The sequence below is a fragment of the Mesomycoplasma ovipneumoniae genome (assembly GCF_033343935.1).
Taxonomy (GTDB): domain Bacteria; phylum Bacillota_I; class Bacilli_A; order Mycoplasmatales; family Metamycoplasmataceae; genus Mesomycoplasma; species Mesomycoplasma ovipneumoniae_G.
Genome location: NZ_JAWPGQ010000003.1, coordinates 64,249 through 88,958, shown reverse-complemented (window position 1 = coordinate 88,958; position 24,710 = coordinate 64,249). Strand labels below are relative to the sequence as shown.

General features: G+C 27.4%; 21 protein-coding genes. 12 read left to right on the top strand and 9 right to left on the bottom strand.

Features of this window, described 5'->3' with window-relative positions:
• The first annotated feature begins 1,200 nt into the window (after positions 1 to 1,200).
• The 7 genes from R7X45_RS01230 to R7X45_RS01200 all read left to right on the top strand — a co-directional run bounded on the left by R7X45_RS01230 (position 1,201) and on the right by R7X45_RS01200 (position 7,707).
• Positions 1,201 to 1,869 (top strand): 3-keto-L-gulonate-6-phosphate decarboxylase UlaD, encoded by a 669-nt coding sequence (locus tag R7X45_RS01230; RefSeq protein WP_252262882.1) that lies wholly within the window; start codon positions 1,201 to 1,203, stop codon positions 1,867 to 1,869.
• Positions 1,844 to 2,740, top strand: a complete 897-nt coding sequence (locus tag R7X45_RS01225) for an L-ribulose-5-phosphate 3-epimerase (protein WP_303438236.1) — start codon at positions 1,844 to 1,846, stop codon at positions 2,738 to 2,740. Before R7X45_RS01230 ends, R7X45_RS01225 begins: the two co-directional genes overlap by 26 nt.
• Positions 2,724 to 3,446: an L-ribulose-5-phosphate 4-epimerase gene (locus tag R7X45_RS01220; protein WP_318055615.1), complete on the top strand. Its 723-nt coding sequence runs from the start codon at positions 2,724 to 2,726 to the stop codon at positions 3,444 to 3,446. The genes R7X45_RS01225 and R7X45_RS01220 overlap by 17 nt, the downstream gene beginning before the upstream one ends.
• Entirely contained in the window at positions 3,430 to 4,308 is an 879-nt protein-coding gene (locus R7X45_RS01215; protein ID WP_318055614.1) for an HAD family hydrolase, read from the top strand. The genes R7X45_RS01220 and R7X45_RS01215 overlap by 17 nt, the downstream gene beginning before the upstream one ends.
• Positions 4,301 to 4,831, top strand: coding sequence for an MPN499 family protein (locus tag R7X45_RS01210; RefSeq protein WP_318055613.1), 531 nt, complete (start codon positions 4,301 to 4,303; stop codon positions 4,829 to 4,831). Before R7X45_RS01215 ends, R7X45_RS01210 begins: the two co-directional genes overlap by 8 nt.
• Before the next feature lie 96 nt (positions 4,832 to 4,927).
• Positions 4,928 to 6,475: a hypothetical protein gene (locus R7X45_RS01205; RefSeq protein WP_318055612.1), complete on the top strand. Its 1,548-nt coding sequence runs from the start codon at positions 4,928 to 4,930 to the stop codon at positions 6,473 to 6,475.
• A gap of 5 nt (positions 6,476 to 6,480) precedes the next feature.
• A complete protein-coding gene (locus R7X45_RS01200; protein ID WP_318050524.1) occupies positions 6,481 to 7,707 on the top strand; it encodes a YbhB/YbcL family Raf kinase inhibitor-like protein in 1,227 nt (408 codons plus the stop codon).
• Positions 7,708 to 8,455: 748 nt separating this feature from the next.
• Here R7X45_RS01200 and mnmA read toward each other — a convergent pair.
• Positions 8,456 to 9,571 carry a tRNA 2-thiouridine(34) synthase MnmA gene (gene mnmA / locus R7X45_RS01195; RefSeq protein WP_318050525.1) on the bottom strand — a complete coding sequence of 372 codons (1,116 nt, stop codon included), beginning with the start codon at positions 9,569 to 9,571 and terminating at the stop codon, positions 8,456 to 8,458.
• Positions 9,572 to 9,588: 17 nt separating this feature from the next.
• Entirely contained in the window at positions 9,589 to 10,461 is an 873-nt protein-coding gene (locus tag R7X45_RS01190) for an MAGa3780 family membrane protein (RefSeq protein WP_318050527.1), read from the bottom strand.
• Positions 10,462 to 10,757: 296 nt separating this feature from the next.
• On the opposite strand from R7X45_RS01190, the gene R7X45_RS01185 reads away from it, so the two are divergent.
• Together R7X45_RS01185 and R7X45_RS01180 are read left to right on the top strand one after the other, a co-directional pair.
• Positions 10,758 to 11,186 (top strand): DUF3899 domain-containing protein, encoded by a 429-nt coding sequence (locus R7X45_RS01185; protein ID WP_044285954.1) that lies wholly within the window; start codon positions 10,758 to 10,760, stop codon positions 11,184 to 11,186.
• 153 nt (positions 11,187 to 11,339) lie between these two features.
• Positions 11,340 to 13,250, top strand: coding sequence for an Mhp366/Mhp367 family surface (lipo)protein (locus R7X45_RS01180; RefSeq protein WP_318050528.1), 1,911 nt, complete (start codon positions 11,340 to 11,342; stop codon positions 13,248 to 13,250).
• Positions 13,251 to 13,308: 58 nt separating this feature from the next.
• Here R7X45_RS01180 and R7X45_RS01175 read toward each other — a convergent pair whose 3' ends face one another.
• Positions 13,309 to 14,037 (bottom strand): YebC/PmpR family DNA-binding transcriptional regulator, encoded by a 729-nt coding sequence (locus R7X45_RS01175; protein WP_044284181.1) that lies wholly within the window; start codon positions 14,035 to 14,037, stop codon positions 13,309 to 13,311.
• Positions 14,038 to 14,778 (bottom strand): NAD(+) synthase, encoded by a 741-nt coding sequence (gene nadE, locus R7X45_RS01170; protein WP_318055611.1) that lies wholly within the window; start codon positions 14,776 to 14,778, stop codon positions 14,038 to 14,040.
• Positions 14,779 to 14,871: 93 nt separating this feature from the next.
• Here nadE and R7X45_RS01165 point away from each other — a divergent pair, with 93 nt between their 5' ends.
• Positions 14,872 to 15,339 carry a hypothetical protein gene (locus R7X45_RS01165; protein WP_318055610.1) on the top strand — a complete coding sequence of 156 codons (468 nt, stop codon included), beginning with the start codon at positions 14,872 to 14,874 and terminating at the stop codon, positions 15,337 to 15,339.
• An 858-nt stretch (positions 15,340 to 16,197) separates the two neighbouring features.
• Here the strand turns inward: R7X45_RS01165 and R7X45_RS01160 are convergent.
• Both R7X45_RS01160 and R7X45_RS01155 read right to left on the bottom strand, forming a co-directional pair.
• Positions 16,198 to 17,382, bottom strand: a complete 1,185-nt coding sequence (locus tag R7X45_RS01160) for a hypothetical protein (protein WP_318055609.1) — start codon at positions 17,380 to 17,382, stop codon at positions 16,198 to 16,200.
• A gap of 1,401 nt (positions 17,383 to 18,783) precedes the next feature.
• Positions 18,784 to 19,635: a hypothetical protein gene (locus R7X45_RS01155; protein ID WP_252262868.1), complete on the bottom strand. Its 852-nt coding sequence runs from the start codon at positions 19,633 to 19,635 to the stop codon at positions 18,784 to 18,786.
• A gap of 123 nt (positions 19,636 to 19,758) precedes the next feature.
• Between R7X45_RS01155 and R7X45_RS01150 the strand changes: the two genes are divergently transcribed.
• Entirely contained in the window at positions 19,759 to 20,454 is a 696-nt protein-coding gene (locus R7X45_RS01150; protein WP_318055608.1) for a hypothetical protein, read from the top strand.
• 251 nt (positions 20,455 to 20,705) lie between these two features.
• Here the strand turns inward: R7X45_RS01150 and R7X45_RS01145 are convergent, their stop codons facing one another.
• From R7X45_RS01145 to R7X45_RS01135, 3 genes are all read right to left on the bottom strand, one after another.
• Positions 20,706 to 21,824 carry a hypothetical protein gene (locus tag R7X45_RS01145; RefSeq protein ID WP_303536079.1) on the bottom strand — a complete coding sequence of 373 codons (1,119 nt, stop codon included), beginning with the start codon at positions 21,822 to 21,824 and terminating at the stop codon, positions 20,706 to 20,708.
• A gap of 59 nt (positions 21,825 to 21,883) precedes the next feature.
• A complete protein-coding gene (locus tag R7X45_RS01140; RefSeq protein WP_318055607.1) occupies positions 21,884 to 22,753 on the bottom strand; it encodes a hypothetical protein in 870 nt (289 codons plus the stop codon).
• 255 nt (positions 22,754 to 23,008) lie between these two features.
• Complete coding sequence (locus R7X45_RS01135; protein WP_252262864.1) at positions 23,009 to 24,127, bottom strand: hypothetical protein; 1,119 nt, start codon at positions 24,125 to 24,127, stop codon at positions 23,009 to 23,011.
• Positions 24,128 to 24,397: 270 nt separating this feature from the next.
• On the opposite strand from R7X45_RS01135, the gene R7X45_RS01130 reads away from it, so the two are divergent.
• A complete protein-coding gene (locus R7X45_RS01130) occupies positions 24,398 to 24,592 on the top strand; it encodes a hypothetical protein (protein ID WP_318055606.1) in 195 nt (64 codons plus the stop codon).
• Positions 24,593 to 24,710: the final 118 nt, after the last annotated feature.

The window sequence follows — 24,710 nt, the reverse complement described above, 5'->3', positions numbered from 1 at the left end:
CTATCTTTTTCGATAGTAGTTTTTGTTTTTTTATCCTATATAACTTAATGTTATGAACAAATTGAGTCAAAAACTACTATTTCAAAGAAAATGGAAAACTTAACATTAAAATTATTAATAATGTTAATTTTGTTTTCTCATGCTTTTTTAATAGAGTTTTTTGATTGCATTATTTTTCCTTGCTAGAAATTATACACTTTTTTTAAAAATAAACAAACAAAAAAATATTTTTTTTGTTGAGCATAAAATCTAGATACATATATAATAAATATAAATTATATATATGATATTTTTGACTTTACTGTTTAGCAAATCTGCCTGTAAAAAATTAGTTAAAAAAATACTTTAGTCAAAAAACTAACCACTGCGTTTTTAATGATTAATAAAAAATTGCTCTAATGTTTCAAAAATTTAAATCGTGATTGATTATTTTCCGAGTTTGGCGGTTTGATGCCAAAAATTCACTTTTTAGTGAATATAAATATGCAAAAATACCAGTAAATCCGTGCTTTTTCGCCCTAAAATCTAAGTTTTATTATTTTAAAATTAAGCATTTTGCAAAAAAAAAAAAAAATGCTTGGTCAAAAATAAAATTATGTTATAATAACATTCACTTAAGAATAAATTAATAAATTTTGATATTGAATTAGGGGGAATTAATTATGTTTTTTGTCTAAAAAATCAGACATTGCGAATTTTGCATTATATTTTTAAATATGATGGTATGCCTTAAATTTGACCGTTTAGAAATCTACAAATTAAGGCTTTTAATTATGGCTCTTTCAAAACTTCACATATTTTTTTAGGCTCAATGTAAGTAAAAACGAGTTTTCTATTTGCATTGAGTTTAAATAGTAGTTTTATTTTTTTGTGTTTTTGTTATTTTATCCATAAGTTGATTTTTGTGAGTGTTTTAGCTAAAAAAGGTAGTTTAAATATTTCATATTTTACTTTTTAAGTTAAACAAGCACCCAAAACCGGACATTTTTTTAAGATTGTCTCATCAAACTGGCAAACTCGGGAAATTAGTTTAAAAAAATACTTTAGCCAAAAAACTAATTAGTATTTTTAATGACCGACAAAAAAATGGACTAATTTTTCAAAAATTTGAATCACTATCGATTGTTTTGCCAAAAATGATCTAAAAATCATAAAAAAATGTATAATTTATATATAAATTTATAAGGAAAGGAATAAAACATGGCACTACCACTTTTACAAATTGCTCTTGATAATCAAACTATTGAAGAGGCGATATTGTCTGCAAAAAAAGCAGAAAAATATATTGATGTTATTGAAGTTGGAACAATTTTACTAGCTGCTGAAGGTAAAAAAGCTATTTCTGAACTTCGAAAAAATTTTCCTGATAAAATAATTGTTGCTGATGGTAAGATCGCTGATGCTGGAAACATTTTTGGAAAAATGTTTTTTGACTCAGGTGCTGATTTTACAACTGTAATTTGTGCAGCTGAAACTCCGACGATCAAAGATTTAGTCAATCTTTCTCATGATTATAGTCAAAAAATGGGCAAAAACCTTGAAATTCAAGTAGAAATGACAAATAATTTTACTTGAGAACAAGTTCAAGACTGAAAAAACGCAGGTGTTCCTCAGGTTGTTTGACACCGTCCGCGCGATTCGCAAGCAAGCGGGGTTAAATGAGCCCAAAAAGATATTGATATTGTAAAAAAACTCGCTGATTTAGGCTTCAAAGTTACAATCACTGGCGGAGTTGAAGTTGAGGATATTAAATTATTTAAAGATATCCCGATTTACATTTTTATTGCCGGCCGTTCAATTCGTGATGCTGCAAATCCTGAAGAAAAAGCAAAGGAATTTAAGGATGAATTTAAAAAATACTGAAATTAATTTTCCTTTAGGAATTTACGAAAAAGCGATTGATAAACGTTTGACATTTGTCGACAAAATTAAAGTAGCAAAAAAAGCCGGATTTGATTTTATTGAAATGTCTGTTGATGAAAGTGATGAATTTGCTGCTCGTCTTGATTTTTCTAAAAATCAAATTAAAGAAATTCGTGATGCTTTATTTGAAAATGATTTTTATATAAATTCTTTGTGTTTATCATTGCACCGAAAATTTCCTTTTGGCGCAAAAGATGAAAAAATTCGCCAAAAAGCGCTCGAAATTATGGAAAAAGCGCTAATTTTGGCAAAAAATCTCGGAATTAGAATTATTCAACTTGCTGCATATGATATTTATTATGAACAGCCTCATCCTGATTCTGAGATTTTTTTCATTCAAACAATGAAAAAAATTGTTCAATTAGCAAAAAAATATAGTGTCACAATTGCTTTTGAATCAATGGATACAAAATTTGCCGGAACAATTTCAAGACTACTTTATCTTCAAAAACAAATCGGCTCAGGCGTGCTTTTATACCCGGATTTAGGTAATTTATCCCGTTTTTCAAATGATTTAGAAGCAGAAATCAAACTAGGAAAATCAGAAATTGTTGCCTTTCATTTCAAAGATACTCTTCCTGGAATTTTTAAAAATCTTGAGTTTTCCCAAGGTGATGTCGATTTTGTTTCTGCTTTTAGCTATATTTTAAAAGCCCAAATTGCCGTGCCTTTTGTAATTGAAATGTGACACAAAGAAGAAAATTTTGACCAAAATTTGCCACTTTCTGAGAATATGGCAAAACAAAGCCAAATTATCGCAAAAGCACGTGATTTCTTTATTGAAAATTTAAGGATTGCTTATGAAAATCAAAGATAGGGAAGAATTAGTTTTACTGCAAAAACAAGTTTTAGAGGCTAATCTTTTATTATATAAGTCAAAATTAGCGCTTCACACTTGAGGAAATGTTTCGGCCATAAGTTCAGATCGCTCATATTATGTAATTAAACCTAGCGGAATTTCTTATGAAAAAATGAAATATTCAGATATGGTTCCTGTTGATCTTGAAAATAATGTTCTCGAAACTGATTTAAATCCTTCAAGTGACACACCAACTCATTCACTTCTTTATAAGGCAGATCCGCGAATTAAGGCTATCATCCATACTCACTCACCTTTTTCAGTGGCCTGAGCCCAAGCTGGCAAAGAAATCCCTGCCTTAGGAACAACGCATGCTGATAATTTTTATGGTTCAATTCCCTGCACAAATTCATTAACTGACGAACAAATTAATGGTCAATATGAACACAACACTGGTGTTGTTATAGTTGATCATTTTAATAAAAATAATATTGATTTTATTGCAACTCCGGCCGTTTTAGTAAAAGAACACGGGCCTTTTTGTTGGTCTAATAAATCTGCAGAGGACGCTGTTAAACTCGCTATGACTCTTGAAGAAGTAGCAAAAATGGCGTTTTATACAAAACAAATAAATCCTGATCAAAGTCAGGCTAATATTGTTTTACAAAAAAAACACTATAACCGAAAACATGGTAAAAACGCATATTATGGACAAAAACAATAATACTATCAAAGAAAAATTAAAAAATATCGAAAATTTTGTTTTCGATCTCGATGGAACTCTGTTAAAATCTGATCACCAAATCAGCCCAAAATCTATTGAAACAATAGAAAAATTAAAAAAAGATGGCAAAAAAATTATTTTTTGCTCAGGAAGACCTTGATATTTTATAAAAAAATATTATTTTGCGCTAAAACCAGATTTTCCGATAATAAGTTGCAATGGTTCGCTGATTTATGACTATAAAAATGAATCTGTTGTTTTTAGTAAAACTTTTAGTCCAAGTCAAGTTTTAGAAATTTTTAAGAGCCTAGCCAAAAATCAAGTATTTTTCTTGATTTATACAACCAAAAATATGCTAGCTTTTAGCCAAAAACAAACAACATGCCCGTGATTTTCTTTCCTTAAAAACGAAAATGAAAGTTTTTCTGAAGCTGAAAAATTGCCTTTAGAATTTTACGACTATGAAAGTTTATCTCAAAGCGAAATTTCTAGCCTTGACGTGGTAAAATTTTTGCTCATTAAACGAGATAGTAACCCTGAACTTTTTGAAAAATCAATAGAAGAACTTAAAAATGTTGAGGGAATTTATTTTGTTCAGTCGCAATCTTCAGTAATTGATATTATGATTTCTGGTTCAAACAAAGGTCAAGGACTAAGTTATTTAGAGCAAAATTATGGCCTAAATCTCGATAAGACTTTATCTTTTGGCGATGCAAAAAATGATATTTCAATGTTTGGCCAAACTAAACTGGCTATTGCAATGGGCCAAGCCGGCCAAGAAGTAAAACAACATGCTGATTTTATAACAGATTCAAATGATGCCGAAGGAATAGCAAACTTTTTTTCAAAATATTATGGCTAATATCCGATTAAGAGAAAAAATTTCAAAACTTATTAAAATAAAAGTTAACCACTTATCAGATGGATATTGACTTGTTCCTAGTTTTACTAAACTTTTCTCGCCAAGAATGACGGCTGTTGTTATAAAAAAGGCAAAAACCTTGGAAGAATTAGTCGAATTTAACGACTTTTATAAAAAAGAACTAATCTTTAGTTTTAACGGCGATTATAATTTTTATAATTTTAATATTCTGATGAAATTACGTAAAATTGATTTTCGTCTTGATATAAAAGCTGTTTTAAAAAAACCTGATGATGCTATTTTTATTTTTTTTCCTGTTCCAAATTGCAAAATAGTTTTAGATAAAAAATCATTAAAACTAATTTATAACGGAATTATTCCCTTTTTTTCAAAAGAATATTATTCAAATTTAGCTCTTTATCAACGCGAAAAATCCGCAAAACTACAAAATAATAATGTTTTTAAAGGGTTTTTTTGAAGGCGAAATGGCTTTGAAGAAATTTATGTAAAAAATGAAGCATAAATTGAAAAATATGGTATCATTTTACAAAGTGAAAAAACTAAAAGAATATCTTTTTTCTTTTAGTTTTTTATTTAAGGCTTAGAAGTAGGTGTAAAAATGAAATTAAAATTTAAAAAATCTTTGGCTTTAATCCCTTTGTCTTTCCCACTAATTGTTGTTTCATGCATCGAAAATCAAGGCCAAGATGTAAAAAATTTTTCAGATAGCCTTAGCGCAGAAAAATATAAGTTATTAACCGAAATTTTGAATGTACCCCTATCAATTGAAACTCAAGAGATTGCAAATACTGCTTTTGCGAATTTAATTTACAATTATAGCGGAGAGTTAAATTTTCAAAATTTTCTTCCAAACGAATCTAATGATATAATTAAAAAGAAACTTGAACAACTGGCTAAAACTCCTAATTTTCCTGAAATTGTTAAAAAATATTATCAAGGCACCTCTTATTTAACAGCTTCTGAATTTTTAAAACGATGAAAACAGTCGCAAGAAAAATACCTAAAATCCACAGATTTAAAGGTATATCCCGAATTTTTACCCGAAAATTTTGGATCAGGTATTGCTGTAAATAATTCTGAATTAAAACAAGAATATGTATCCTATAAAGTAATCAAAGCCCTTGCTAAACTAGCTCTTAAAATGAAAAGAGAGCAAGAAGCTAAATCCCAAAACCAGCAAGCTCAAGGAAATTCAACCCAAGAAGATGACCAAGTTACAATCGGTCTTACCGGAATTCAATTAATCGCTAGCCAAATAATAGCCGCAACCACGCAAGCTCTTTCAAATTCCTATTGATGAAATTATGACTATAAAATCTTGAATAGACTTAATAAAATTATCCAAGATAATTTTAAAACTAATTTAGATGTTCCTGTTTTGAATGATAAAAATTACCAAAAAAAAGCAGAACTGACTGAAAAATTAGAAAAATATACAATAACAGGCGAAGATGGGCGAAAATATAAAGTTCAACCGCGTGCTTTTTTTCTCAATGACCAAAAAACACATGTAGATGAGTCAACTAATACAATAAAAGATGGCATTTATCGTATTTATTGAATAATTGACCAAAATCCTGATACCCCTGAGGCTAAAAGTCAACCTGAAAATCAAGGTGAAAATCAAAATGAACCTAAATCTACAAGCCAAAAAAACTTGATAGATCAAAAACCAAGCTTTTTTTCACAAAATTCATCCCAAAAAGTCGTAACTTTCCAACAAAATTCACCTTTGCCAGTCCAAGGTCCTCAAACTAGAGAAGAAGCCGCACCTCAACAAATTGGGATGATTAATGATTTTGATAAATATAAATTCACTGACAAAATCCAGAAATATCCTTTTGACAATTCTAATAATTTCCATCGAGGCGGACTTTATAGTGCGAGTTTGCTTCAACTTGAAGATGAAATTAAAAAACAAAACCCTGAAAATCCAAAAATATTTTACGTTGAAAGACGAATAAATATTAGTGGTTTTCTTAAAAGCGGTAACCTTTTGCCTTTCCAACCTATTGATCTTGAGCAAAATTTAAAAAAACTATCAGAGCCAGACAAATATGTCCAATTTCTTAAAGCAACTCCTATCCTAGGTCCACCAACACAAGAAATTGTAATAATTAATGCAAAAAATATTGATAAAGACTAAAAAATATGATAAAAATTTATATCCCTGATGTTAAAAATGGCGTTTTAGACACCCAATTTGGTAATGGCAATTTAGGAAAAAAATACCCTAATTCGGTAAGTTTTCCGATAAAATGAGACAAAGTTAAAGGCGCAAAATCATATGCCCTGACTTTAATTGACTATGAAGCAACTGCTGAATTAGGTTTTGTTTTTATTCACTGAGTTGCGGCCAATATTAAAAAAAACAAGCTAAAATGAGATGATTCCTTTTCGCGACAGGATAAAATGTATCAATTTGAAAATTCAATGACCCGTCATGCAAATAATTATTTGCTTGATTCATTTTATCGACCACATCCTGATGGAGTTTATTTTGGACCGCTGCCACCAGCTAATGATCATAACTATCGACTCGAGGTTTTTGCCCTTGATGTTGAAAATATAATTCCTGAAGATTCAAAAAATAAACCTCTGTTTTATGATGATTTTCTTGAATTAATCAAAAATCATGTTATTGATTTTGGAATTAGTTCATTTTTATACCGTTCTCATGGAAAAGTTGAAAATAATTTGCTTGTCAAAAAACAGATTTCCAAAAGTGAGCTAAATGCACCTTTGCCCAAAGAAGAGCAAAACTTTTTTCTTGATTTTTTACCGATAAATTTTAGCTCATCAGCACTAATTGCCAGAGAAAATGATTATCATCTTTTAGATATTGAATTTTTAGGCAAACAAGGCACAAGTCCATTTTTTAGCGCCCGTAATTTTGACATTGAAATTTATTCTGAATCTGATAAAATTAAAGAATATGCTATAATTATAACTAGTTTTGCCGAAAATTTTTCGCTCGGAGTTGGACTAAATGTCTGAAATCGCGTTGGAATTATCAAAAAAACTGATGATTATAAAACGACTTTAAGTGCTGGAAAAAACAGTTTTGACCTTTTTGATAGCGAAATTCCTGTTTTTAATAGTTTTGGTTCGTTTTGCGCTGATTCAATTGCTAAAAAAATTAATGTAGATTCTTCAGAAAAATTTGAATTTATTAAAGCAAAATACGGAGTTATTTATCTTCCTGGTCTTACAAACGGCCAAGGAAAATACCAACTTGAAATTTTTGGCCTAAATCAAGTAATTGACTGGAGTCAAATTGCACGAAATTTAAATAAACCTTTGACATCATTTGAGGTTCTTAGCGCAATAAAAGGCAAAGTTATTGGCTATAATCGTACTTTTTTTAAATTAATTTAATTTTTTTAACCTAAATAATCAAGTTTTTCCTGAGTTTGCCAGTTTGATGGCAAAAATTCACTTTTTAGTGAATATAAATATTCAAAAAGACCCGGATTTACGGGTATTTTTTACGCTAAAATCTTAATTTTTATTATTTTAAAATTAACCATTTGCAAAAAAAAAAAAAAATGCTTTGCCTAAAATAAAGTTATGTTATAATAAGACTCACTTAAGAATAATTAATAAATTTGGTATTGAATTAGGGAGGAATGAGTTATGTTTTTTGTCTAAAAAAATCAGACAGCGCGGATTATCCATTATATTTTTAAATATGATGGAATGCCTTAAATTTACCCGTTTAGAAATCTTTAAATTTAGGGCTTTTGGTTATTGTTCTTTCAAAACTTCATATATTTTTTTAGGCTCAGCGTAAATAAAAATGAGTTTTCTATTTGCATTGAGTTTAAATAGTAGTTGTATTTTTTTGTGATTTTTGTTGTTTTATCATAAATTGATTTTTGGCAGTGTTTTAACTAAAAAAGCTAGTTTAAAAATTCATATTTTGCTTTTTAGTTAAAACTTTTGCTTTTTTAGTTTGCTTTATTTGGTTAATAAGTAGATTTTTTTGTGATGTTTAGATTTAGAATTTAGCGTTCTTGCTTTGATAGTTATTTTTCGTGAGTTTCCTGGTCAAAAAAGTTAAAAAAGTCCCAAAACCGGACACTTATTTAAGATTATCACATGAAACTGGGAAACTCGTGATTTTTTAACTTAAATAATCAAGTTTTTTGCCATCACGGAAAATAAGTGATATTTCGCCAGCTAAAACAACTTGATCTTGAGAATAAATCACAACTTGTTGGCCAGGTGTTACTGCAGTATAATTTTGATAATAAACATAAAAAGAATTTTGGTCAATTATTTTAATATTAACCTCAACAAATTCTTGACGGTAGCGAAATTTGGCTTTTAAATTTTCAAGTGGAAGATTTTCTGTCAAAAAATTAGCATTAATTGCTAAAAGCTGGTTTGATTCAAGTCAAATTTTTTGACTTGAAGGAGCAACGTACAAAATTTTTTCCTGAAGATTGTGACCAACAACAAAATAAGGTTCATTCATTCCGCTTAGGCCAAAACCTTTTCGTTGCCCAATTGTAAAATACATAATTCCAATATGTTTTCCGATAATTTCATTTGTGGTAATATCGACGATTGGACCAGGTTGAGCAGGAATATAATTTTGGAGAAAATCAGTAAATTTTCTTTCACCAATGAAGCAAATTCCGGTTGAGTCTTTTTTTGTTGCATTCATTAGCTCTAAATTTTTGGCAATTTCTCTAACTTCACTTTTTAAATAATCGCCAAGCGGGAAAATTGTTTTTTTTAGCTGATCTTTTGAAAGTTGTCCTAAAAAATAAGTTTGATCTTTATTTTTGTCTTTTGGAGTAAACAAATTTCCATTTTTTGTTTTTGCATAGTGACCCATTGCAATAAAATCAGCTTGATGAACATTAATTGCATAATCAAGAAAATGTTTGAATTTTATGTTTTTGTTACACAAAATGTCAGGATTTGGAGTTAAACCGGATTTGTACTTTTGAATTAGATCGCTAAAAACTTCATCTCAATATTGTTTTACAAAATCTACACGGAAAATTGGCAAATTTAGTTGCTCTGCCACTTTTTTTGCATCCTGCCAATCTTGCTCTTGCGGACAAATATGATTGTCGCCTAAATTTTTCTGACCTAAAAAATCATTGTTAAGGTCAGAATCTCAATTTCTCATAAAGACACAAATAACTTCATGCCCTTGTTTTTTTAGAAGGTATGCGCTAACCGCAGAATCAACGCCACCTGAAAGACCAACAACAATTTTAGCCACTTTTTAACAAATTGCTCCTAATTTTTTGGTTTGGAAACTCAGAAAAATGCTTTTAAACGATTATAAATCGATTTTATTTCTCGAGTCAATCGCCAATTTGTTGCTTTAATTCCAAAAATATTAATATAAAAAAGTGAAATCATATATGGAAGAAAAACAACCGAAGAAGCCATTAACAGGTTTAACAAAATTACGACTGAGTGGCTGTTTCCTGAATAAAAAAATGGATGTAAAAAATTTACAAATGGATAAATAGTTAAACCTGTGTAAAAAAATACCATATTTTTTATCTCTTGAGCTCCGACTTTTTTAATTTCAGGCGCAACTCATTGTCTAAGTGTGAAAAAATACAGAAGCACACAAAAAATATAATAACAAACTGAATAAATAACCCCAAAACCTAAACCTAATTTACTAACTGAAAATTGTTTTCGATACCAAAAGAGTACAAATATTGCAAAAACTGGATGGAAAAAATGGACAGTTGATGTTGTTGCTAAAACTGATCAAGTCAAATTTAAATTTCAAGCCAATATAGATCAAAAAACAATCAAAACAATTGTTAAAATTACTGTAAAAACAAATAAAATTTGAAATTTTCGCTGGGTTGCGTTAAGGACGAACGTAAATAAGGTAATTCCGTAAATTAAGTTTGACTGGTAGGTCAAGTAAAAAAAGGCACTAAAATTTTGGAAATAATTAGTAAAGCTTATAAAATAATATCTGTCAAGAACAAATTCGCTACGGTTTTCAATCATTGAATATCCGATTAGCGAAATTGTAATTGAAATAATAAGTAAAGAAAAAATTAATGAAATCTTTCGTTCTTTTTTTCAATTGGAAAAATGATCAAATTTTGTTGCTAGGTAAGTATCGTTATTTTCTATCATGACTAAATAATATATAAAATTATATTATAATTAGTAAAAAATGGTTAAAAGTTTTTATAATTTTTTAGCATTTTACCAAATTATAAAATTTGTTATTGTTTAGACTATAAATATATAAAATATATAATTTTATTCAGTTTTTCCTAAAAGACTGAGCACTAAAACTAAAATGATACAATCATTTTGCAAAAATGGAAAAAAAATAATTTGACTATTAACCGTTTAAAAATAAAAAATCAATTTTTAGTATATAATATATTTAAAATTATTTTACTTAAATTCGACGGTTTATTATCATGTTTATTTTTTCGTTTTTTTACAGCGCTATTTTCAGACGGAAAATCCAGAAACGTTCAATTTTAGCTTTGATTCTTTGAGCACTATTTTTAGCTATTATTGGTTTTGTGATGGGTTTTGTTCAAGAAAAAGTTTGATATGACGTAGTTTCAATTTTGGGACTTTTATCAATTTCAATTTCAGTTCTTGCGACGGTATTAAGACTTGGTTTATTTAGTAGTTTTTCAATTTCTTATCATAAATGGCGAATTCAATCGCAAAATAGGATGTTAGAAAAACGAGGATTTAAACCTGTTAGTCCAAAAATTGATTATAATTTTGTCAAACAAAAACAAAAAGAGCTATCTATTCTGCCAATTTTTCTGGGATTTGTTGTTGGTTTTGTGCTTTTAATTATCACTTTACCGTTTTTAATCATTAACTCTTAAAAATTTAAAATCCTTTTTAATCATTTTTAACTAAATATCGAATAATCTTACCTTTAACGTCAAATATAATAATATTTATTTTTTTGACATATTTTTTGTTATAATTTTATATTATAAAATTGATTGTCGAATAAGGAGAAAGGCGGTTTAGTTATGAAATTTAAATTTTTCAAATCCTTAGCACCTTTGCTTTTGGTTAATTTTTTTGTAATTTCATGCACTAATTTTATACCTTTCCAAGATAGAAAAAATAAGGATGAAAGTGCTAAAAATCCAGTAATTACTGAAGAAAATCAGCCAAAAAATCAAATTTTACCAGAGTTAGAAACTCCAAAAAATGATTTGGCACAAATTACTCAAAATTTGAATCCAATTGGAAATATCAGAACAATAAATGATTCAAATAATGATTCACCATTAACCCGTGAAAATAATAACCATATCGCTGAAAATTCCACTTCTAAAAATAATCATAATTTAGCAAATTCATCAATATCAACAATTCAAAATCCGTCTTTAAATAAAAGTCAAATCGACAATTTAAATTTTTCATCATTAGAATCTTTAGTCAAATCAAATCAACCTAAACCGAAACCAAAACCTGAGGCAAAGCCTGAGCCAAAACCTGAACCTAAAGTTGAGCTTGATCCAAAACTTGAGCAAATACTTGAGCAAAAACCTGAGCCAAATCCCGAACAAATTCCGCTGGTAAATTCAGAAATAAGCCAAGTTGTTGAAGATTTACCTGTTGAAAAAGCACCGATAATAAATGAAAAGTTAGAATTTTCAAAACTAAGCGATTATGACAATAAACCTGCTCAAAAAATCGGATTTGATGCAACTAATAAAGCTCGAGGTAATACTTATTCATATGAACCTTTTGGCCTAAAACCAAATGTGATAAAACAAGAAAATGATGATCATTATCTTGGCGAAAAAAATGAAAACTTGAATATTTATTGGCTTGATAAAATAAATACAGGCAGTCTTTCTAAAAACGAAGATGCAAGAAAAACTCTTTTTGGTTACTTCAATCCTCGTTTTCGAAAAAATAATTTTAAACCAGATTATTTTGGTTTTAGATCACTTGACTATTCAGATAAAAGATACAAAGATATTTTTCAGAGAAATGTAAGATTTTCAACCGGAACTGCCATATTGCTTGATTCTCATGAAGGTGAAAGTGTTTTTTTAACAAATAAACATGTTTTATATATTAATCAAAGACCTTTTTGAGAACTAATGGCTTATCCTTTCATGCGTTTCTATTTTAATGATAATGTTAATACCCTTGGTTCTTTAGCTAATTCTGGAATGTTAAGTTTATTTTGAATAAAAAATGAATATGACAAACAAATTGAGCAATTAAGGAAAGCAAATAATAGATTTCGAAGAAATAATTCAATCTATATCAGACCAGCTAACGTAAGAGAATTAAGTCAATTTAACACTAATTTGTACAAAAGATATTTCCGAGAAGAAAAAAAATTCAACAATTTTGGCAAGGATGTAGCGATATTTTACTTTAACCACGCTAAATTTAGAAAAGATATTAAAGGTATATTTGATTTTTACCAACAACACAAAAAATGACTTTTATCTTCTTTCCGTTATTCAAATGGTAAAACTGTTGAAGACGATATCAATAGATTTACCAAACAATTTGAAAAATTTTCTAATTTCTGAGATCATGTTCAACAGTTTCCACCACTAAAAATTAGTGAAAAATCATGAAAAAATGGCGAAATTGACTATACAACTAAAATTGGCGGCTTTTGACCTGGGTCTGCATTTTCAAAAAACATGTTTAAAGGTGTTTATATTAAAAATGGCGCCCCTAGTTTTTTTGTAACAAACGGCCCTGGTGCTTCTGGTTCTGGAGTTTATAACACAAATGGCGAATTAATTTTCATAAATCAGTTAATTACTCTCGCAAAAGATCAAAAAAAACTTTACTACGATCAAAACAATTTAACATCACATATGACTACGGGAATTTTATTCCGAAATGATAAAATCGATTTAGTCTCAGAAATTAAAAAATTTTATTATAATAAAAAATAAAATTTTAAAAAATAGGAAGCTTGTATGTGCTTCCTATTTTTGTCTTAAAAAAATTTTTTTAAACTTTTAGATTGTGATAAACATTTTGAATATCGTCATCTTCAAGAAAATTATCAATTTGATTTAGTATTTTTTCGGTGCTTTCTTGATCAAGTTCAACTCAAGAATCAGGAAAATAACTAATTTCAACAGCGCTAAAATTTACACTAAAATTATTTTCAATTGCTGATTTTAAGTCCTGAATTGCACGTGGTTCACAATATATTAAGTAACTTTCTTCATCTTCTTGAAAATCATCACCACCATTTTCAAGAACAAACATCATAAGATCATCGCCATTTATTTGATCAGTTTTGTCAATTTCAAGATAACCTTTTTGTTCAAATAAATAAGGAATTGAATTTTGTTTTCCAATTTGTCCATTTGCACGCCGAAAAAGTGCTTGAAGTGATGAAACTGATCGATTAACATTATCAGTTAAAATTGTGACAATCAGACTAATTCCGTTTGATAAAGTTCCAGAATAAATTATTTCTTTAAAAGTTTGACCTTCGCTAGTTGCTCCTTGGCCTTTGGCAATTGCTTTTTCAATGTTTGATTTTGGCATTGATTTTGCTCGCGCTTTAGAAATAATAAGTCTTAAAGACGGATTAGAATTAGGATCCGGCCCACCTTTTGCTACTGAGACCATAATTTCTTTTGAAAATTTGTTAAAAATCTTTGCTTTTAGGGCATCTTGAGCACCTTTTCGGTGCTTTATGTTAGCTCATTTTGAATGACCAGCCATTTAAAAATCTCCTAATTTCTTTGCAGGTCTTGGCACTGGATTACGTTTGTGGGCGCTTAAATTGTGTAATTTTTCAATTTTTTCTCTTACTTGATCACTAACCAAATTTGGATCTGTAAAAAATAAATCTAAATCTTTATAAGTAAATCCTAATTCATCTTCATCTTTTTGGTTATCTCAAAGATTTGCGCTTGGGGATTTTTGAATTATTGACTCTGGAATTCCAATTTGTTCGCTGATTTGGTAAACTTGCATTTTTGTTAAATTAACAATCGGCAATAAATCCACGCCACCATCACCGTATTTTGTAAAATAGCCAAGATACATTTCAGAAAAATTATCAGTTCCAAGAACTAAATAATCCAATTCTTGAGCAAAAGCATATAAACTAACCATGCGAAGGCGAGGTTGGATATTGTAATTTGCCAGTTGATTTTTAAGACTAAATAAGTCTTTTAAGTTCTGGAAAGTTGAACTTAAGTTAATTTCCTTAGTGGCAATTTCAAATTTTTTAACTAATTGGTCAATATCATTTTTATCGCTGCTCATATCACGAATCGGCATAATAAGACCTAAATGCGAATTAGGGAAAGCTTCTTTTCCTAAAAACGCAACAAGTGCAGAGTCAACACCACCGGAAATACCAAAAATCACGCCTTTTTTATTTGCTTTTTTTACTTCTTGGCGAATTCATTCTATAAGATAATTTATATAATTATTTATTTGTACATTATTTTTCATAATTAGAATAATTTCTTGTATAATTTTATCACAAAAATAATTTTTTAGTATAAAATTTCATATAAAATATACAATTTTTCTAGGAGGATATAAATGGCTTATCATAACGATGCCGCTCAATTATTAAAATCAACTAAATCATGAACAAATAAATTATTAATTGTTCGTATAGTTAAATTTGCTTTAGGTGTTATAACACTTATTGTATTTTTTGCTGGAATTACTGCTTCTGTAGGTGAGATTGCCGCCAATCCAGGAGAAACTAGAAAAACATTCTCATTATTTTTTGGAGCAACCACGTTTGCAATTGTAATGTTTGTTTTTTGGGCTTTATTATCACTTGCTTACTGAATTTTATTAATTATTTCCCCTTTTAAATTGCATGACCTACCAAGACGAATGAACCTAAAAAATGTTCACTTTGTTTCAAAGTTTCAGGGAATTTTTGTTCTTTCTATTGTCGCAATTTTTATTATTTGAGTTGATATAATTTATCTTATTATGCTTAGATCATTTATTTCAAAGTCAGAAAAAGAAATGATTGAAGATTCTCTTGATTAAGTTTTTATAATACATAAGACAAAAATTTTTTTTAAAATTAAAATAAAAAGGTGCAATTTCACCTTTTTATTTTAATTGAATAATATTGGAAATTACTTATGTCTTATTAAATCTAAAGATTCAAGATATTTTACTACTTCACTTTCGGTATCCCGGGTTTGATAGTTTGATGGAAAAAATTGGTTTTTTAGTGAATCTAAATATGAAAAAATACCAGTAAATACGGGTTTTTCCCGAGTTTCCCAGTTTTAAGACAAAAATTCACTTTTTAGTGAATTAAAATATGAAAAAACACCCGTAATAAACCAGGACAAAAAAAATTAACAATAAGTTGTTGGCTTCTTTGTCCGAGTTTAGATTTAGTTATCGATAATATAAAGACATTTAGGTCTATTGATAAAGATTTTGTTATTCATTCAGACCATGGATTTCAATACACTTCAAAAATCTATATTGACAAAATAAATAAAATGGGAGGAACTGTTTCGTTGTCCCGTGTAGGAAATTCATTAGATAATAGGTAGGCCGAATACTGATTTTCAACTATAAAAAGTGAATGCTTAAACGAGTTAGACTACAGTAAAATAACTTTAGGAGATCTGAAAAAAATAATTGCAGATTATATATTTATACAACAACTATAGAATTCAATCGATTTTAAATTGAAAAACACCACAGCAATATGCTATGATGTTAAAATAATATTAAACTATTAATTTTTTTGTCCTAGTTTAAACCGGACACTTTTTTAATATTATCTCATTAAACTAGGAAACTCGCAATATTAGAAATTCAGACAGGCTAACTAAAGCCTGTCTGAATTTTATTCTAATTAATTAAAACAAAAAATACTAAAATTTAAACTAAAATACTCTTATTTTGCTTATATTTTATTAGGTTATAAATTGAAACTATAGGCACAAAAATGTCTAAGATATATAAAATTATATAAAAACCATTTTCTGTTAGACTTGAAAAATTCGCAATATAACGCGGCACTATGTAAAAAAAATAAAGTGAAAATGCAATACTAAATAAACCAAACAAAATGCCAATACTGGCTTTTTGGCCAATAAGTTGATTAGTAGGCACAACTAGTAAAACTATGCCTGCTATCATAAAAAGGATAATAAAAATAAAATGGAATATATTTTTGATAATTGAGAATTTGTAAAATTCTAAACTAGTTTTGGTTTTGGATTCTTCTGTGATTATTTCCTCTTTTGTCTTTAATTCTTCTTCTATAAGCGATATTTTCCAATCAACACTTACAGTTTTGGTGTTTCTGTAAAAGAACCGACCATAGCTTCCCAAAAAACTCGCAAAAAAAGCTAAAATATTAGATGTTTGATTCGCCTCTTCAGTTTTATCGATTGACTTATATATTTTGAACAAATAAGAAGCTAATGAAAAAACTAAAATTAAGACAAACCAAAATGTAAAAGCAAATATTGGCCGTAGAACATCTGCAAAATTTGTAATAAAATTATTATCAATTGCCCTAATACGACTAGAAGATAACGCATATGCAAAAATGAAAAGCAGTAATGCGGCAAAAAATAGAGTCAATAAAACAAAACGATTAATAATTTTCCATTTAGTTATTTGTTGTCCGGTAGTTCAATGATTGGCAATTGTATTTTTTGGACTAAACGAGTTATTAATTAATAAAATCGACACAGTTAAAGGGAAAAGTAAAAAAGCATTTGAAAATTGTTTAAGATTTATACCAGATTGTTTAAGAATTTCATCATCCCTTAAATTTCAAGCTAAAGAAATCCGAAAAAATAATGAAATGAAAAACAAAAAAATAGCTATTAAAAATATCACCATTAATACTCTTCTGATTAAAGAGTCTAGGCCAAAATTATTTTCTCTATGCGAACTCAGTCTAGGAGTATGCTCATATGAACTAAAATATAAAACAAATAACGAAACAAAAAACATTGTTTTAATTATTGACAAAACAAACAAAATTCAAAATTTTCTAGAATTTTTATCATTTAATTTTTTTTCTTTTATTAGATTAATTAAATTGGTCATATTTCAATTATTTTTAGCTTTACCAGCTAGGTAGTTTGATATTTTTTAGTTGGTTGGTTAGTTAGTATAATTTGTCTAAACTCTAAGTTTATAAAACCAGTATATGTAAAAAAGTATTTAAAATAAGATATTTTTACAATTCCTTAATAAAAAATTAATAGTAGGATATAAAATTATGATAAGAACTAAACTAAAATAGTCTTGTTTTGCTTATATTTTATTAGGTTATAAATAGAAACTGTAGGCACAAAAATGTCTAAAATATATAAAATTAGTGAAGTTCGTTTGGAATGTATTTTAACAAAATCTACTAAATAACGTACAACAATGTATATAATGTATATAAAGCAAACCAATAGCCGAAATGCTAGAAAAAGTAAACAAAATTACACTAACAACACTGTTAGAAAGAATTTCATTTTGAGCTATAAATAGCGACGTTGTTACTATAAAAACTATAACGAAAAATTAAATGGAATATATTTTTTAGAATCGTAAATTGATAAAATTGTCGACTAATTCTGTTATTAAATACTTGTGTTTCTACTTCATTTTGACTTGCTAGTGTATTTTCTGCAATTTTTAATTTTTTAAAAAGTCTCAAAACATTTTTTCAAGCATTGAAGTAAAAAAGGGCATGAAAAAATCTTAACTAGCTAACCTCCAATAGGTTTTTTCTCCTTTGTTGATTAATCTGTATATTTTAAGAGAATAGGAAGCCAAAAAATAAAACGGAATTAAAAAATATAAAAGCCCAATAAAGATTATTATAATCAGGACGTAATTTAATTTTTCAAATATTGTATTTTCTGTGCCAAAACTAAGATAAAGAATTCACCAAACAATACCAATTACAATCGAGGAAAGCCAAAGAACCACAATCACATCCTTGACAAAGTTAATGATTTTTAATTTAAGTATTAATTGCCTTGTAGTTCAATCATTACTAATTGAAATTTTGTCTCTAAGTCACTTAGTAATTAATAAAATTGAAGTATGTAAAGGAATAAGCACAAAACCAATCGAATATTGTTTAACATCTAGACCAGTTTGTTTAAATATTTCATCATCCCTTAATTTTCAAACAAAAAAGATACACATAACCAATGTGGCAAAAACTAATATTCAAAATATGCTACCTATTAAGGATTTCAATCTTCCAATTGGTGTTGCCAAATCCAATCCAGTTGTTTGTTTGTTTGTTTCTCATTAGAATCACTAATACTAATTAAAATAGCAAATACAATCAAAATTATTGTTTTAAGAATCGACAACAAAAAAACAAATATAAATTTTTATGAAATTATTATCATTAAATTTTCTGTTCATTTTTAAATTAATTAAATAACGGATATTTAGCCTTTTTTAATATACATTTATGAATATTAATTAATTTCCCATTTACCCTCAATATAAATTGTAATAATAGAGGTAATTTGCTCAAATTTTAACTTTGCTAAAGCTAATTATTCCTCTAAATACACTAATAGCTTTTTGTATTAACGGGTTAATATGATCAGAATATATATTCGCATATGTGTTAATACTGAAGCTGATACTAAAATTTTTAAGAACATTATTCATCATTTTATCTAGGTCGCGATTTAATACAAGATCATTAACAAGAGCAATTTCTGTTTCACCAATTGACTTACGAATAATATCTTTTTCGTCCGTATACATCGAGGATAGTAATCTAGTTATTAGAATAAAACCATTTACAGTTGCTGTTACATAGTCACCGGATAATGCGCTTGCAACAATTAGACCTATATCTACAAAGGTAGGTAGGTGGTTGAATAATTCGCCTAGCACAGCTAATCGAAGGTCAGCATAAGTAGCAACTCCATAAAGACCATATCAAAATGCCATTGGAAATCAATGATATCAGGCTTCTTCGAGAACTTCTTTATCATTAAAATGATCTTTAGTAAAAGAAATTAAATTTTCAGCAAATTTATTTAGATCATTTTCTGAAAGATCATCGAGTTCATTTGATTTTACGAGTTTATTTAGTTCAAATTTGATAGAATCAATGTTTTTTTTATCATTTTCAAAAACATATTCAATAACATTATTTTTTAAAATCTCTGTGCTTGAAAATTCATTGCTTTGAATTTTGATTTCTGGAGCAATTTGTTTTTGTTGTATTGGAGCGATTGAAGTAAATAACAATGGACTGGTCAACGTTGTTAACATTAATCCTGATGAAAAAATTTTAAATTTATTGGATTTTATAAATGAGTATTTCATAATTTCCCTCCAAATATTTTGTATAATTTATTATACCATAAATATGTAGAATTATACAGTATGAAATACTTTAAAAAAATCCTTATTTTTACTAGATATTTTAGTATTATAAGCCCTTTGTTTTTGGCTGTTTCTTGCACAACCATTATAATCAGCAAATCTGAATTATCGAAAATAGAAAGTAATGTTTTTAATTTTATAATAAATGAAAATGAAAAAAATTTAACTAGATTTACCGCAACCTTAGTTAAAAAAACTAATAATAGCTTGGCTTTTGTCAGCACTTTTCATTCGTTAAATTCAATAAAAAATAGTATACAACAACAAATTTTTGATATTTTTTTAGAACAATTTAGTGAAAAAAATTTAGAAACTAAATTAAAATCAAAAATTAGAGTTGAATATGAAAATAAAGAAAAAGATATCGTAGTTTTTTCACTAAATACAAAAGAACCCTTATTGTTAAAAATTTCGGATTCTATTGATTTTCAGGTTCTCGAGGATTTTACAAACACAAAAAATAGCCTATATAGCTTAGGTTTTCTCACGGTCTTAAACGAAGATTTTAAGCCTAAAACATTAAAAACATTATTTTATGTAAATGACAAAGTTGCTGAATTGGATAAGGAAAATGTTTTTGTTCAAGATATCAGCTACAGGCAAGGTTCGTCAGGTTCTCCTCTATTTTACAAAAACAAAATTGTTGGCTTGTATAGGGGTAAAAAATTAAAAAACGGCAAATTAACCCCGTTTTTTAGAGTTATTGATTTAAATACTTATCAAGAAATTAAATCTGTAGTTTCAAAAATTAAAGATTAGAATAAAAATGTTAATTATTTACTAAATTAGTATATTAATTTATTAATTTCTTAGTTTTATTAGAATAGATTTGACCCAAATACTTTTAGTTCATAATAAAAAATATTTGATATTAGGCTATTTTTCCAAAAAAGTTCAATATACTAGTATATTTTACTAATATGATAAATATTTTCAATTTGGGATTTAGACAAGCTAACTAAATCCTGTCTGAATTTTATTCTAATTAATTAAAACAAAAAAACTAAAATTTAAACTAAAATAGTCTTATTTTGCTTATATTTTATCAGGTTATAAATTGAAACTATAGGAACAAAAATGTCTAAAATATATAAAATTAGTGAAGTTCGTTTGGAATGTATGTTAACAGAATCTGCTAAATAACGGGGTCCAATGTATAAAAGGTAAGTCATAGTTGAAATATTAAAGACATTAAACAAAATTATACTAACAGCAGTGTTATAAATAATTTCATTTTTAGTTATAACTAGCCACATTGTTACTATAAAAACTATAAGAAAAATTAAATAGAATATATTTTTTACAATTGTAAATTGATAAAATTGTCGACTAATTTTGCTATTAATTACTTGTGTTTTTACTTCATTTTGACTTACTAGTGTATTTTCTCTAATTTTTAATTTTTTAGAAAGTCTTGAAACATTTTTTCAAGCTTTGAAGTAAAAAAATGGTATAAAAAAAACGTAACTAGCTGATTTCCAATAGGTTCTTTCTCTTTTCTTGATTAATCTGTATATTTTAAGAGAATAGGAAGCCAAAAGATAAAACGGAATTAAAAGATAAAAAAACCCAATAAAAATTATAATCAAAGCGTCCCTTAATTGTTCAAATATTGTATTATCTGAACCAAAGCGAAGATAATGAATTAACGAAAAAATAGCAAATACAATTGAGAAAACCCAAAAAAGAACAATCAAATCCTTAACAAAGTTAATGATTTTTCATTTAAGTATCAATTGCCTTGTAGTTCAATCATTACTAATTGGATTTTTATCTCTATGTGACTTAATAATTAATATAATTGAAGTAATTAAAGGGATAAACTTAAAACCATTCAAATATTGCTCAACATCTAACCCAGATTGCTTAAAGACTTCATCATTCCTTAAATTTCGTACAAAAAAGATACGAAAAACCAATGACAAAACAAACAAACCTCCAAATATAAGAAGCATTGTATTATTTGGTCTTCCAGGTGTTGTCGAATCCACTCCAGTTGTTGGTTTGTTATCAACGCCGTTAATACCATATAAAATAATATTTGCAATAAAAATTATTGTTTTAAAAATTGACAATAAAAAAAGTAATATAAATTTTATGGAATTATCATAATTAAATTTTGTGTTCATTTTTAAATTAATTAAATAACGGATGTTTAGCCTTTTTAATACATGCTTATGAATATTAATTAATTTACCCTATTTACCCCTCAATATAAATTGTAATAATAGATGTAATTTGCTCAAATTTTAACTTTTAGAAAGCTAATTCCTTCCCTAAGTAGGCTAATACCTTTTTGTATTAACGGGTTAATAATATTAAAAGCTGTTTCCAAAACAAAGTCAGCAGATATACTAATACTTAAATTTTTAAGAAAATTTTTAAATATTGTTTTTAGGCTCTCCCCTGATATTAAATCATCAAGAGAATCAATAATTTCACCAGTAATTGAGTCACCAATAATATCTTTTTCGTTTGTATACATCGAGGATAGTAATTTAGCTATTAGAATAAAGCTATCTACGACCGCATCTTTATAGTTGCCAGTTAATGTATTTAAAGCAATTTTAACCATATCTAAAAGGTTACCACCCAGGAGGTTAACTGCTTCGCCTAGGGAATATAATGCAGCGTCAAACACACTAGCAACTCCATAAAGCCCATATCAAAATGCCATTGGAAATCAATGATATCAGGCTTCTTCGAGAACTTCTTTATCATTAAAATGATCTTTAGTAAAAGAAATTAAATTTTCAGCAAATTTATTTAGATCATTTTCTGAAAGATCGTTGAGATTATTTGATTTTACGAGTTTATTTAGTTCAAATTTGATAGAATCAATGTTTTTTTTATCATTTTCAAAAACATATTCAATAACATTATTTTTTAAAATTTCGGTGCTTGAAAATTCATTGCTTTGAATCTTTATTTCTGGAGCAATTTGTTTTTGTTGTATTGGTGCGATTGAAGTAAATAACGATGGGCTGGCCAACGTTGTTAGCATTAATCCTGATGAAAAAATTTTAAACTTATTCGATTTTATAAATGAGTATTTCATAATTTTCCTCCATAAAATATAGAAAATTGTATAATTTATTATACCATAAATATATAAGAATTATACAAGCATCAAATGCTTAAAAGAATCCTTATTTTACTGATATTTTGGTATTATAAGCACTTCGTTTTTTGCCTGTTTTTTGCCCATCATCATAACCAGCAAATCTGAATTATCAAAAAGGGATTCTGACAGGATTTAGTTACCCTGTCAGAATTTTATTTTAATTGATTTAAGCGAAAAAAATCTACTAATTTAAACTAAAATAGTCTTGTTTTGCTTATATTTTATTAGGTTATAAATTGAAACTATAGGCAGAAAAATGTCTAAAATATATAAAATTAGTGAAGTTCGTTTGGAATTTATGTTAACAGAATCTGCTAAATAACGTGGCCCAATGTATATAAGGTAAGTCATAGTCGAAACATTAAATAAGTGAAACAAAATTAGAGCAACACCAGGGTTACGAAAAATTTCATTTTTAGTTATAGCTAGGGACATTGTTATTGTAAAAACTATAACAAAATTTAAATAGAATATATTTTTTACAATTGTAAATTGATAAAATTGTCGACTAATTTTGTTATTAATTACTTGTGTTTTTGCTTCATTTTGACTTGCTAGTGTATTTTCTGCAATTCTTAATTTTTTAGAAAGTCTCAAAATATTTTTTCAAGCATTGAAGTAAAAAAATGGCATGAAAAAAACGTAACTAGCTGATTTTCAATAGGTTCTTTCTCTTTTGTTGATTAATCTGTATATTTTAAGAGAATAGGAAGCCAAAAAATAAAATGGAATTAAAAAATAGAAAATCCCAACAAAGATTATTATAAGTACAATCTCATTAAATTCTTCAAGCATTGTATTGCCTAGGACAAAGCGAAGAATTAGCGAAACAATAGCAAGTACAATCGAGGAAAGCCAAAGAAGAACAACCAAATCTTTAATAAAGTTAATGATTTTTCATTTAAGTATTAATTGCCTTGTAGTTCAATCATTACCAATTGAAATTTTGTCTCTAAGCGACTTAGTGATTAATAAAATTGAAGTAATTAAAGGAATAAACTTAAAACCAATCGAATATTGCTTAACATCTAGCCCAGTTTGTCTAAAGACTTCATCATTCTTTAAATTTTGGGCAAAAATGATACGCAAACCCAATGAGATAAGAAACAATAATCCAAATATACCAATTATTGTATTTTTTAATCTTCCAATTGGTGTTGTCGAATCTAACCCAATTGTTTGTTCGTCACCAACACCGCTAATACTAGTTAAAATAATATATATAACAAAAATTATTGTTTTAAAAATTGACAATAAAAAAACTAATATAAATTTTGTGGAATTATCATAATTAAATTTTGCATTCATTTTTAAATTAATTAAATAACGGATATTTAGCCTTTTTTCAATATACGCTTATGAATATTAATTAAATAACCCTACCCACAGTTATAGAAAATTGTATAATTCATTATACCATAAAAATATAAGAATTATACAAACATCAAATACTTAAAAAATCCTTATTTTACTGATATTTTAGTATTATAAGCCCTAGGTTTTCTCACGGTCTTAAACGAAGATTTTAAACCTAAAACATTAAAAACATTATTTTATGTAAATGACAAAATTGCTGAATTGGATAAGCAAAATGTCTTTGTTCAAGATATCAGCTACACACAAGGTTCGTTAAGCTCCCCTCTATTTTACAAAAACAAAATTGTTGGCCTGTATAGGGACAAAAAATTAAAAAACGGCAAATTAACCCCGTTTTTTAGACTTATTGATTTAGATACTTATCAAGAAATTAAATCCGTAGTTTCAAAATTATAAACACTCACAGCTTTGGTTCATAATAAAAAAATATTTGATATTAGGCTATTTTTCCAAAAAAAGTTCAATATACTGTGTATAATTTACTAATATGATAAAAATTGTTAATTTTGGAACT